12 protein-coding genes and 1 pseudogene are annotated in these 12557 nt (G+C 56.3%); 7 read left to right on the top strand and 6 right to left on the bottom strand.

The genetic code is table 11. The annotated features are described in order from the left end of the window. The coding region (locus AC19YY_RS30800; protein WP_339493108.1) for a transposase domain-containing protein at window positions 1–97 on the top strand (97 nt) is incomplete at its 5' end. 269 nt (window positions 98–366) lie between these two features. On the opposite strand, the gene AC19YY_RS30795 is transcribed toward AC19YY_RS30800, so the two are convergent. After that, window positions 367–1614, bottom strand: coding sequence for a DUF1173 family protein (locus tag AC19YY_RS30795; RefSeq protein ID WP_500605307.1), 1248 nt, complete (start codon window positions 1612–1614; stop codon window positions 367–369). Window positions 1615–2003: 389 nt separating this feature from the next. Here AC19YY_RS30795 and AC19YY_RS30790 point away from each other — a divergent pair, with 389 nt between their 5' ends. The 4 genes and pseudogenes from AC19YY_RS30790 to AC19YY_RS30775 all read left to right on the top strand — a co-directional run bounded on the left by AC19YY_RS30790 (window position 2004) and on the right by AC19YY_RS30775 (window position 5502). Further along, entirely contained in the window at window positions 2004–2396 is a 393-nt protein-coding gene (locus AC19YY_RS30790; protein ID WP_500605306.1) for a hypothetical protein, read from the top strand. A gap of 77 nt (window positions 2397–2473) precedes the next feature. Continuing rightward, window positions 2474–3193, top strand: a complete 720-nt coding sequence (locus tag AC19YY_RS30785; protein ID WP_500605305.1) for a DUF5983 family protein — start codon at window positions 2474–2476, stop codon at window positions 3191–3193. Window positions 3194–3294: 101 nt separating this feature from the next. Continuing rightward, window positions 3295–3921 (top strand): annotated as a pseudogene (locus AC19YY_RS30780) (LysR substrate-binding domain-containing protein); the annotation flags it as partial. 141 nt (window positions 3922–4062) lie between these two features. Continuing rightward, a complete protein-coding gene (locus AC19YY_RS30775; protein WP_424082653.1) occupies window positions 4063–5502 on the top strand; it encodes an MFS transporter in 1440 nt (479 codons plus the stop codon). On the opposite strand, the gene AC19YY_RS30770 is transcribed toward AC19YY_RS30775, so the two are convergent. Then, window positions 5422–5874, bottom strand: coding sequence for an Lrp/AsnC family transcriptional regulator (locus AC19YY_RS30770; RefSeq protein ID WP_177009980.1), 453 nt, complete (start codon window positions 5872–5874; stop codon window positions 5422–5424). The two genes, AC19YY_RS30775 and AC19YY_RS30770, sit on opposite strands and share 81 nt — an antisense overlap. A 148-nt stretch (window positions 5875–6022) precedes the next feature. Between AC19YY_RS30770 and AC19YY_RS30765 the strand changes: the two genes are divergently transcribed. Both AC19YY_RS30765 and panB read left to right on the top strand, forming a co-directional pair. Beyond that, window positions 6023–6640 carry a LysE family translocator gene (locus AC19YY_RS30765; RefSeq protein ID WP_424082650.1) on the top strand — a complete coding sequence of 206 codons (618 nt, stop codon included), beginning with the start codon at window positions 6023–6025 and terminating at the stop codon, window positions 6638–6640. A 25-nt stretch (window positions 6641–6665) separates the two neighbouring features. Then, window positions 6666–7499 (top strand): 3-methyl-2-oxobutanoate hydroxymethyltransferase, encoded by an 834-nt coding sequence (gene panB / locus AC19YY_RS30760; RefSeq protein ID WP_500605304.1) that lies wholly within the window; start codon window positions 6666–6668, stop codon window positions 7497–7499. 19 nt (window positions 7500–7518) lie between these two features. On the opposite strand, the gene AC19YY_RS30755 is transcribed toward panB, so the two are convergent. From AC19YY_RS30755 to AC19YY_RS30740, 4 genes are all read right to left on the bottom strand, one after another. Then, a complete protein-coding gene (locus AC19YY_RS30755) occupies window positions 7519–8349 on the bottom strand; it encodes an amidohydrolase family protein (RefSeq protein ID WP_500605303.1) in 831 nt (276 codons plus the stop codon). A 13-nt stretch (window positions 8350–8362) separates the two neighbouring features. Further along, on the bottom strand, window positions 8363–9133 hold the full coding sequence (locus AC19YY_RS30750) for an enoyl-CoA hydratase-related protein (RefSeq protein ID WP_495102529.1): 771 nt from the start codon (window positions 9131–9133) through the stop codon (window positions 8363–8365). Between the two features lie 59 nt (window positions 9134–9192). Then, the gene (locus AC19YY_RS30745; RefSeq protein WP_424082644.1) at window positions 9193–10878 is read right to left on the bottom strand and encodes an AMP-binding protein; all 1686 of its coding nucleotides are present in this window, start codon (window positions 10876–10878) and stop codon (window positions 9193–9195) included. Between the two features lie 154 nt (window positions 10879–11032). After that, window positions 11033–12274 carry an OprD family porin gene (locus tag AC19YY_RS30740; RefSeq protein WP_500605308.1) on the bottom strand — a complete coding sequence of 414 codons (1242 nt, stop codon included), beginning with the start codon at window positions 12272–12274 and terminating at the stop codon, window positions 11033–11035. Between the last annotated feature and the right edge of the window lie 283 nt (window positions 12275–12557).

The following is a 12557-nucleotide window of genomic DNA, read 5'->3' as shown; positions in this document are numbered from 1 at the left end:
TCCATATGCTTATTTGAAGGACGTCCTCACGCGCCTGCCGACGCAGCGGGCGAGTGAAATCGATCAGTTGCTTCCGCATAAGTGGCAGCCGGTTTAATCACGCAAGGCGTGATGCCCGGACGCATACGGAGAATCCGCGCGTCACCTTCAAGATCGACGCACGGCGGGTAGGAATACTCCCTTATCGGATAACGCGGGTAGACATGCAGACCTCCTCTCACGTAGCAGTGGAGCAAGCTATACAAGCGTCTTGACCATACACAAAAGAGGTATAGGGAGCGGCGACCAACTCTGCTGATTAGCCGCCATGCTCTTTACCTTTCAGGGGCAAACTGAAGAGGCATATCCTGCTTTTTTACGAAGAGGCTATCGTGTAGCTGGTGGTAATTGGGGAATATTAGCCCCAGCGGGATCCTGATACGCGTCCCAATACCACCACCCCAAGCGCGCTTTATACTCGGCATCATAGAACGTGACCTTGTCGGCCTTGCGCAGCAAGTACTCCGGAGTGTTCATGCCGAACACTTCCATCGGATACTCATCATCCAGATCCTTCAACCAGAAATCAGGCAACGTTTTATCGTCGCCATCAAACCGAAGTGGCTTGGAGAACTTACGCTTTTGCTCGCGAAGCATGGCCTCTACAGTACCTTCCAAGCCAGAATCCAACGGGATCAGCATATCGCTCACGTGCATCAATGCCATGTCGAGAACATCGTAGTATCGACTGTTATGACGCTGGCCTATAAACGCGATAGATATAGTTTTGGCGCCCTGTCTCCAGGCTAAGATCTCTCGGGCGAAACTACGCTGTGCATCTGCCCAAACGTCGCTCTTGAGGTACAGGGTTGGCATACCTGCACTGTTCATCAATGACAGCGCCGGCATCTCATCAACGCCGCCAGCATAAGGCTGCAGTACACCCACTGCAATTAACCGGTATTGGAGCGTTTTGGCCTTCTCCAAGACGGAAACGTTGCGGGTGGCCTCCTTTGAACCATTTCTCGCAGGGCTCAGCAACACTCGATCCAAGGTCATTCGGCAGGTTTTGATGTGTTCGGCTGTCTGTATTAGCAGCCATTGGAGGATCGTATCGCTACGCTTGCCTTCCATATTAGGCACCCAAGTATTCAGATCGCTCCGCGTCCACAGTAGATGCAGCAATCCTAAGAGGGTCATTGCGCGCTGCGTTCGCCCAGGTTTACGAGGGTCAAGTATGAGCTCCACTTGGGGTTCAACAGCGTCGTTCTTTTTTCTGAGCTTGATCGCTTGAGAGAGACGGACCTTTACGTCATCGTCATCACCTTCCACCACGACACCATCAACGTACGACTTCAATCCCGTCCGGCTTTCATCTTCACTAAAAAAACGACAATCGAATGCGTGTTCCGGGCCTGTATTTGCACATCTGGCAAGAACGTAGCGGTCGCTGTCTTTAAGGTGCCGAATACTGAGCCTTTTTAATCCAGGCCCCGTACACAGGCACGTGGCCTGACTACCATGTGCCTTTTTCAGCAACAGTTGCCAGACTTGGGCATGTCTAGATTGGGTTTGAAAATCCTTTGAAGACGGGTATTTCGCGCCCGGCACTGACACACTGTAAGTCTCTTTCATGTCATCCCTTTCTTGTTAATTCATCAAAATTGCTGCGGCGTAATCATCTCGCCAGAACGCTTAGAAAAAATCATACATCACTATGTTGGATGGCCCAGTTAGCCACATCAGCATACAAAACTCGCGTCACCATCAATACTCTTGATCCAGATATTCAGCACCCGCCTATAGCGGGCTGCGCCCGTTGCCGATTGACGCTGCCCCGTCACCCACCATCCTCTCCAGGCTAACGCCCAGCGCTGCCGACTCGTTCGGCACCCGCCCAGGTAGTCCAGATCTTCAAGGCTACGGCGCAGTACCCGCTGCGTTGGTCCAACAGCCTGTTGCATGTCACAGGCCATCGTCCTTCCCACGGCCGACCCAGGCCGTCATTGTCTGGAGATTCATCCATGAACCTACCGCCCACAAAACCCGAGGTCTCGGACCAGATGATCACTGATCACCCCGAGGCCCCTGCAACCCAGCAGTTCTTCCAAACCTGGCAACACGCCGTCCGGCTCGCAGGCCCACGTTACTTCGGTATTGAGCATCACAACGACATCAATCTAGCCCTCAGTAAATGGGATCTGTGCCCCGATGTCCCACTGATTGACACGGCCATCGGCGCCATGAGTCATGGTGAGCAGGTGTTCCTTGCTGCGCTGGTCAGTTTTTACAACGATGAAACCGGGGGACGCCTGTTGCAACGGGTTGGCGTCCACGGACTGGCTGACTTTGGTCTGCTGGACTCCCGGCGACGCTACCTCATCGCCAACCTGATCATCCACCACAACGGCTGGTAATCCAGCAACTCAGGCACCCGACGGGACACCTCCCGTCGGGGGGGTGTCCCTCCTCATTTGCTTATAGGAGAGTAGCCATGCCTATCGACAATCATCCATTCAACCCATTCGTCCGCGGCTTTAACGAACTGCGCATCCAGCGCCTGCTGGCCATCCTTTACGATGCCAAGGCGCCGCTGTGCTATCTGCCACCCCATCCTTCCCAGCAGCGCCTGGATGACGAGCAACTCGAACGTCGGCCTTGTCTGTTCAATGACATCCATGCGCTGATCATTACCTCAAACGCTGCGTCGACGGTCGATGACGACAACCACCCAAATCCAGGAATCGTGGTGCAGGTGATCTACGGAGTATTTGCCCACGATCAATCACCGCCCCTCCTGGTGGGCGATCTCTATTCCCAGGCCCTTGCCCAACAGAGAATTCAGCAACTGACGTTTGAGACCGGCCACTACAGCCGTTGCTGGGAGGTCAGCAGTGCCCACTTGCCGGAAACGGCCTGGAGCACGCTGGAAATGTTGACGTATCTAAATGGCCTGCTGTTTGAGTCTTTTGCGCTACCAGCCAGCGCTGCTATCGGTTTCAAACTGATTGCCACACCCTGGACCGATGCGCATCTAAGCAAGGTCGGAAGCATCACAGCGGAACAGTTGCGCCAGGAACAACTCTGCAAAGGCGTGCCCAGAGAACTGGTCGAGGTGCTGCATTTGGCGGCACAGGCCGATGTTCGGGTACTGATATTCGACCCAAACGCTGCGTGCCTGGCGGGATTACCTACCTACGAAGACTTGCAATGATCCCACCACTCAGAAGCCCCGTTCGCGGGGCTTCCTCATACCTGCAGCCGCGAATTCGGGTGTCCGTGCACGGCGTATTCATACATGCCACAGGCAAGCAACACCGCGGTTTGCCCGAGGCGGTAAAAACCTTCGAACAGGACCACCCCGATACGGAGATCGTGCTGATGGAGATGAACAGCGCGGAACAGGCCCAGGCGTTGCAACGCGGGCAAATCGATATTGGGTTTGTGCACTGGAGCAAATTCCCCGACAGCATCGAGTGCGAACGGCTGTTGCGCGAACCCTTTGTCTGCTGCCTGCCAACGTCACATCGGCTCTCTGACCGCGACAGCATCGACCTGCAGGCGCTGGCAGATGAAGATTTCATTCTGTTCCCGCGCACGGTGTCGCCGCACTACCACGACCTGATCATCGCACGCTGTGTCGACGCAGGTTTCAGCCCGCGCATCCGCCACGAAACACGCCTCTGGCAGACGGTGGTAACCATGGTGGCTTACGGAATGGGCGTGGCGCTTGTACCACAAACCCTGGCCAAGACCCTGCGCGAAGGCGTGCGCTATTGCGCGATCAATGGGGACGGCGCACTTTCCGAAATTCACGCCATCCGCTTGGCCGCAACGCCGTCCGCCGCCGCGCAAAGTTTTCTGGAGCGGTTCAAAACGTTGCAGCCTACGCTCCCCTCTACCAATGACCTCAACGATACGAAATCCCGTATCACGCAATAATTTTTAATCATTATTTTTATCACTGTTGGCTGTATAGGCTCTTAGCTATCGGCCTTGCGTGTGCCTTGGCGGGCCGATCCGCTCATAACCCTTCGCGCAGTGAAGAAGGGTTGTTTCCAATAAAAACAACAGGATCTCACTATGAATACCGCCCAGGATATTGCCGCTCACAAAAGAGCTCGCAAGGCAGGTGTTGCCTCGTTTATCGGCACGACAATCGAGTGGTATGACTTCTACGCGTACGGCATCGCGGCTGCACTGGTCTTCGGCAAAGTGTTCTTTCCCTCAGACCTCAACCCAGGCACTGCCACCCTCCTCTCATTCCTGACGCTCTGGGCCGGATTCATCGCGCGCCCGGTAGGCGGCATTATTTTCGGTCACCTGGGTGACAAGATTGGCCGCAAAACCACACTGGTGATCACACTGGTGATGATGGGCATAGCTACCACCTGCATCGGTTTACTTCCGACCTACCTGCAAATCGGCATCTGGGCGCCGATCGCGCTGGTGGTACTGCGGGTAATTCAGGGGGTCGCCGTCGGCGGCGAATGGGGTGGCGCCATCCTCATCGCCAGTGAAAACGCGCCAAAAGGTAAAGGCATCCTGTACGCCGCCTTCGCCCAGCAAGGTTCGCCTGCCGGCAACCTGCTGGCCACGCTGGTGTTTTTCGGTTTGAGCGCCCTGCCGGTGACAGACTTCATGCTGTGGGGCTGGCGGATCCCATTCCTGCTATCGGCGGCGCTGGTCATCGTAGGCATGGTCATCCGTCTCAAGCTCGAAGAGTCCGACGACATGAAGCGTCTTATGGCGCAAAAGAAGACGGTCAAACTGCCAATCCTGGAGGTGCTGCGCAATCACTGGCAGATCGTGCTGCTGGGCGCCGGCGTGCTGCCGATCATCCATGTGACTTACTTTAAAAGCACCTTTGCGCTGTCTTGGGCCACCAAGGAACTGGGCTATGCACAAAGCACTTTTCTCAGCGTCATCGTTATTTCTCTGATCGTTCAGTTCATCGCCCAGCCCTTTGGCGCCATTCTCGTGTCGAAGATTGATATGCGCAAAGCGGTTGCGTTCATGGTGATTCCCGAACTGATTCTGATGCCGGCGATGTTCTTTGCCGTCGAAACAAAGATCTATTGGATTGCGGTAGTGGGCATGTGCCTGGCGACCATTCCGCACTCGATGTTCTACGGCGCCGTCGGTGGCATTCTCGCGCGTGCCTTTCCCACAAAAGTGCGCTACAGCGGTTTGTCGATCGCCTACCAGCTCTGTTCACTGTTGGTAGGTGGTGCCACCCCCGTCCTTGCCCAAGGGCTGCTCAACTCCACCGGCAGCATCATTGGGGTGGCCATCGCTTCGGCTTCCTATGCCCTGGTGTCGCTGGTGTGCATGCTGCTCCTGCTCAAACGTATCGGGCATAACGCCTCCGAGCTGTCCTGCGCGGAACAGGCAGACGCCGATGAGTTGGCCGGCGACGCAGTTACAGCGTCGACGCAACCGTCACACGGGCAGCGGCCGGTCCTGGATAACTCGCTTCATGACGAGCGTCGAGGTCAACCGTTGCACATTGGGCAAGGCTGACAGACTCTCATCGTAGAGCCGCTGAAAGGCCGGCAGGTCCTGGGTAATGACGTGAAGCAGGTAATCCGGCTCGCCGAACAATCGTTGGGCATCGATGACCTGAGGAATCTGCATCAGCGCAGCCTCGAACGCATGAACGGCGGCCTTGTCACCCTCACGCAGGGTCGCAAACACCATGGCAGAAAAGTTGAGGCCAAGGGCGCCGGGGTCCAGTTGCGCACGATAGCCCATTAATACCCCGGACTCTTCCAGCGCCCGCACGCGACGATGGCACGGTGAAAGGCTGAGGCCCACGCGCTCAGCCAATTCCGTTACCGATAGGCGACCGTTTTTTTGCAGCTCTGAAATAATCTTGCGATCAATCTCATCCATCCGGAAGATTCTCCCAATGCAAAGCGCTTTGATGACTGTATTTGAAAGCACATTCTAACAATATTTCATTATTCTTCCTGGCGTTCATTATTGCGCGAGGCGCCACGATGCAAAGATGTATGAGTCACCAACGAAGGGGGGCAGCGGCATGACCTTGAGTATCTTCGTTGCCTTCTGGGCCGTATCTATTCTGTTCGTGATCACACCTGGCGCGGACTGGGCTTATGCGATTTCGGCAGGGCTGAAAGGCCGCGTGGTCCTGCCTGCCATCGGTGGGTTGCTGTCCGGGCATATCATCGCCACCCTGATCGTTGCTGGCGGTGTCGGCACACTGGTTGCCAGGCATCCACTGGCCTTGTCAGTGCTGACTGTCGCCGGCGCGGGCTACCTGCTGTGGCTGGGCGTGAATATGATTGCTCACCCTTCCACGCCCCACGCTGATCAGGTCCAGGTGTCCGACTCGTGGCAACGCTGGGCGATCAAGGGGCTGTGTGTGAGTGGTTTGAACCCCAAGGTATTCCTACTGTTCCTGGCCCTCCTGCCGCAATTCACCGATGGCACGGCGACCTGGCCGGTACCTATGCAGATGATTGCGCTGGGGCTCGTTCATACGCTGAGCTGCGCAGTGATTTATCTGTTGGTCGGCTATGGATCCCAGACAGTGCTGCGGGCACGGCCTGCTGCGGCACGGCGTGTCAGTCGTTTTTCCGGTGCAGCCATGATCCTTATCGCGATCGTATTGTTCATCGAGCAATTATTGGGTTAACCCCTATTTCAGTGAGGCGACAAGAATGACTGATCAGCCTGCACCCTATGGCAATGCCCAACCGGCTTCTCGTATCCGTATTCCGCACTTGAAGCAGATGAAGATGGAGGGCCGGAAGTGGGCGATGCTCACCGCCTACGACATGTACAGTGCAGCCATCTTCGAGGAGGCCGGCATCCCGGTACTATTGGTAGGTGATTCGGCCTCCAACAATGTCTATGGCAACGAATCTACGCTCTCGGTCACTGTGGACGAACTGATCCCGCTGGTGCGCGCAGTCAGTCGTTCAACGAAACGAGCGCTGGTAATTGCCGACCTGCCTTTCGGCTCCTACCAGGCCTCGGCGGAACAATGCTTTCACACTGCCGTGCGCTTTATGAAAGAGGCCGGTGCCCATGCGGTCAAACTGGAGGGCGGCATTGAAATGCTGCCTCAGGTCGAGAAGCTGACGACCTGCGGTATTCCGGTCATGGCGCACATTGGTTTCACGCCTCAGATGGAGCATCAACTGGGTGGTTATCGGGTGCAGGGGCGCGGGGAAGACGCACAACGTCTGATCCATAGCGCCAAGGCCTTCGAGGCAGCCGGCGCCTTTGCGTTATTGGTCGAGATGGTGCCGGGTGAGGTAGGCCGTGAGATCACTGAAGCGGTATCGATTCCGACCGTTGGCATTGGCGCAGGTAACCAGTGCGATGCACAGGTGCTGGTCTGGCAGGACATGACGGGGCTGCGCAATGGCCGGCTGCCGCGCTTCGTCAAACAATATGCGGACCTCAGGTCTGTGCTCCATACCGCCGCCAGTGATTTTGTGCGAGAGGTGCAGGCCGGCGAGTTCCCGGGGCCTGAACATACGTTCTGACCCTCGGAACCCAGGCGTTTCAACGACTCAGTTTGAACGCCTGGCGCGCATTCTCCGCCAGGAACAGACGCCGGACATTATCGTCCAGACCCAAGGCTGCGAGTCCATCCAGACAATCCGCCGGCGTCAGCATCGGGTAGTTTGTGCCAAACAACACCTTCCCCTTTCCCGCCCCACGCATATACGCCACCAGCTCGTCAGGAAACCGCGACGCCTTGTAGGCCGATGTATCCACGTAGACATTCGGGTGCTTCATCATCAGGGAAATCATTTCGGCCACCCACGGAAAGCCGATATGTCCACCGACGATGCGTAGCTCAGGAAACTCGTGCGCTACGTTATCCAGATAAGGCATCGGGCGCCCGGGCTCAGACGGGCGCATCGGGCCTGCATGGCCCACTTGCAAACAGAAGGTGATATCCAGCTCGATGCACTCGGCGTATAGCGGATAGTATCGGCGGTCATCAGGCGGCAGCCCCCATAGCCAGGGCAATACGCGCAAGGCCTTGAAGCCATATTGCCTGACACAACGACGCAACTCCCTTACCGCATCCATCGGCCGGCTCAGGTCCACTGACGCTACGCCAATGACCCGCTCCGGTTGCGTCGAGACCGCAGCCGCCACTTCTTCGTTAGTGATCATCGGCCCAGCCGGCCCCCACCAGGCACTGGCAAAGACCTTGGATACTCCGTCCTTTCGGAAGGTCTCAAGCGCCTCGGCCGTGGTGATGTCAGGGGTATTTTCGGCTAAAGCCTTCCATGCTGTTGGCCAGCGCCGCAATGACTCAAACATCGAGTCCTGCAAAAAACGCTTGTTGGGAAACTGCATCCAGGCGTCGATTATTTCCACGGCGTTTTAACTCCTATTCACCCATGATTTCCCGGCGGCGTTTGTCCTGGGCCCGGCGATTACCCTCATCACTCATGCCGGTGGGCAGTTCCTGGTCGAGCAGCGTGGTACGCAGGTCAATCTGCTGCATGACCGAATCCTGCAAGGCCTTCTTGGACATGGCATACGCCACGTTGCAATCGGGGGTAATGCAGCGCGCATAGGCAATCGCGGTGGCCAGCAGTTGCGATTCCTCCACCACCTCATGGAAGAACCCGAGCTTCTCAGCCTGCTCCAGCGAATAGAGCTCACCCTTGAGGGTGGTCAGCGCGCCGACCTGATCACCCAACGCGTACTTGATGATTTCCACATACGCGGCGGGCATCGGAATACCGATAGGCACTTCGTTGAGGCCGAACTTGGCCTCTTTGCGCGCAGCGATACGGAAGTCGCAATCCAGAGCCGTGATCAGACCGCCGGCAATGGCATGCCCGTTGATCGCTGCCACCGTGGGGCGCGGGTACTGGAAAATACGCAGGTTGGTCGCGCGGTATTCGGCGTACCACTGGCGGATTCGCTCTTTGTTCTGGCTGCCAAATACATCAAAGCTGTACTTGAAGTCGATACCGGCTGAAAAGGCATTGCCCTGCCCGGTTAGAATCACCGGCAACTCGCTGAACTCGGTTTCGAGCCGATCGAAGGCATCATGCAGGTCCTTGAAGAAGGTGTCGTTCTGCACATTGACCTTGTTAGTATTCATGCGCACAACCGCACACCCCTCCATCACTTCAATCTGCCATGCCATGTTTCACTCCTTATCGGTGGCGCCTCTGAATTGGCGCATCATTGAATGTCAGCAACGCTCTAGCACACAGCCAACGCAAGCTCTTCTTCCATGATTTCGCGCATCCTGAACTTCTGTACCTTGCCGGAGAGCGTCATCGGGAAGCCGTCTACGAAGCGTATGTAGCGTGGGATTTTGTAACGAGCGATCTGGCTGCTGCAGAACTCGCGTATTTCGTCTTCGTTGATCACCAGGCCTGGGCGCACGATGACCCAGACACACAGCTCCTCGCCGTACTTCTCATCCGGCACACCGATCACCTGCGCATCCTGAATGGCCGGGTGTTGATACAGGAACTCCTCGATTTCGCGCGGGGAAATATTTTCGCCGCCGCGTATCACCATATCCTTGATACGCCCCGTGATGCTGACGTAGCCCTCGGCATCCATCGTGGCCAGGTCGCCGCTGTGGATCCAGCCGTCGCTGTCGATGGTTTGAACGGTCTTTTCCGGGTCATTCCAGTAGCCTTGCATCAGCGAATAACCGCGAATACACAACTCCCCCACTACACCGGTCGGCACAGTATCTCCTGACTCAGGGTGGACCACCTTGGCTTCCAGATGGGGATGCACTTTGCCGATGGTCGACACACGTTTTTCCAGCGGTGTCTCACACGTGCTTTGATAGCTGGCGGGGCTGGTCTCGGTCATGCCGTAGGCAATAGTGACATCGCGCATATGCATGTCGCGCTGAACCCGGCGCATTACCTCAATCGGGCACGCCGTGCCGGCCATGATGCCGGTGCGCAAGGTGGACAGGTCGAATTCGTGAAAGCGGGGGTGGTCGAGTTCGGTGATGAACATCGTCGGCACACCGTGCAGGGCGGTGCAGCGCTCATTCTGTACTGCCTCAAGGGTGCGCACCGGGTCAAACGTATCGTTTGGGTAGACAATGGTGCTGGCATGGCTCAATGCCGCCAGGTTGCCAACCACCATCCCAAAGCAGTGAAACAACGGCACGGGAATGCACAGACGGTCAGTGGCCGTGAGGCTCATGCCCTCGCCGAGGAAAAATCCATTATTGAGAATGCCGCGATGGGTCAGCGCTGCGCCCTTAGGCGAGCCCGTGGTGCCGCTGGTGAACTGGATGTTGATCGCATCAGTGTTCTTCAGCGTCGCCGCGACACGCGGGACGCGCTCGTCCAAGGCATCCCCCAGGCTCATCAGATCGCGAAAGCGCATAAAACCGGGCACTTGCTCCTCGCCCAGGTGGATCACCGTATGCAACGCGGGCAGCCTCGCAGCACTGAGCTGCCCAGGCGCGCAGGTGTTGATTTCCGGGGCAATCGTTCTGATCACTTGCAGGTAATCGGTGGTCTTGAATGCCGACAGGGTGATCAATGCCTTGCAGCCCGCCTTGTTCAACGCGTACTCAAGTTCCATGGTTTTGTAGGCTGGATTGAAGTTGACCAGGATGATCCCGACCTTGGCCGTCGCCAGTTGGGTTATCAACCATTCGGCGCTGTTGTTTGCCCAGATGGCCACACGATCGCCCGGCGCCAGTGACAACGCAATCAGGGCACTCGCCAGTTGGTTTACTTCAGCTTGAAGTTGAGAATAGCTAAGCCGGATATTCTGATGACACGAAACAAGCGCCTCATTATCGGGAAATCGCGCGACCACGTCGTCAAAGAAATCTCCCAGGGTTTTCTCTATCAACGGAATATGAACCGCGCCACGCGAATAACTTCTTTTTATTGTGTTCATCGTGTCTGTCTCAACATTGAAGTACTGCTGTGCCTGTATGCACAGTACGAGAGTCGACAGCGCTGGCACATTGGCAAAACTGACGTTTTTTATGCCAATCTTGCCAAGCCAGTAATTCCCTGCGGGTGTGCGCCAGGCTGCGATTATTTCGGGCCTACCAGAGTGGCAAGCTGTAGCTGACGATCAGGCGGTTCTCATCCAGATCACTCAGGAAGTTGCTGCGGGTGGTGGCGTTACGCAGCTTCAACGCCAGGTTTTTCAGTGGTCCGCTCTGAATGACATACCCCAGATCCGTGTTGCGCTCCCAGGTTCTGCCTTCGCTCAGCCCCGCCCCGCGGTCCACGTTGTCACCCGAGAGATAGCGGGTCATCAGGGTCAACCCGGGAATGCCCAACGCGGCGAAGTCATAGTCGTAGCGCACCTGCCATGAATGCTCATCGCGGTTGCCAAAGTCGTTGATCTGTACCTGGTTGAGCAAAGCATCGTCCGCGCCATTGACGTAGGCGAAACCGGTGCGACCGCTGAGGTGCTGGTAGCCGGCGCTGAAGCTGTGGCCAAGCATTTTGTAGGTAAACAAGGCGCCCAGAGCATCGTTGTCCACGTTACTTCCGCCATCGGCACCCGAGTGTGCAAATCGGATATCGGACTTAAGGCTTTGCCCACCCCCCAACGGCAATTGGTGCACCAGATTGATCAAGTGTTGTTTGTAGATGCCATCAAGACCACCGTAGTAATAACTGGTGAACAGTGTCGGGGTCCATTGATAACGACCTCCGCCAAACAGAAATTCATCACTGGTTTTGGCACTTCCCAGCACTATATTGCGCTTGCCGCCATTGAAGACCGTCATCACTTCATTGTCCGAAGAGTCGCGCTGATTGACCCGATCAAGACGGCCCAGGTCAAGGTTTAAACCCTCGATCTCGTTACTGGCCAACCAGGCCCCGCGAAAGGTCTGCGGCATAAGGCGTGAGTCATTGCGCATCAGAGGCGGCAACACCGGCTGGACTGTGCCGAGCTTCAAGGTGCTCTTGGAAATACGTACCTTGGCAGTAAAGCCAGACTCGCCATATTCATCCTTGGCACGCTTTGGCCCGACCGCATTGGTCTTGAGCAGGCCAGTGCCAACCCGATCAGGGCTGGAGTCCAGTTTCAGCCCCAGCATCCCGATGGCATCAATACCGAAACCTACCGGGCCCTCGCTGTAGCCGGACTCTAAGCGCAACATAAATCCTTGCGCCCATTCCTCTGCTTTATTTTGCGCCGAGCCGCCCTGTCGGAAGTCGCGATTCATATAGAAGTTACGCAGTTCCAAAGTGGATTTACTGTCCCCCAGAAAGTCTGCGTGAGCCGATCCGACAATACCCAGGGCCACGCCTGCGCAGAGTGCGGGCATAACTGTACCGAAGTTGAAATGCATGGTTAGTCTACCTTTCGCTATTTTTATTGTTATTGCTGTTTTTTATTATTTTCGACTGTGACGCACACTTTAGTGCCGCTGGAATGACTCCCAACGTCACCAAACTTATTCAAACTTCCTGTTCACATTAAGCTGGGCGGCGGCAAAAACTGAGTGCAACACCTGACCTTTCCGGTACGGTGCTGCCCCTATGTCTTATACCGAACTCAGCGTTGAAGAGCGCGCCACCATTCAAATCAGTCATGCCCAAGGCTTCAGC

The organism is Pseudomonas sp. MF09156, from assembly GCF_059862305.1.
Note: the sequence above shows the minus strand (reverse complement) of the source record. Positions and strands in the feature narration are given on the sequence as shown.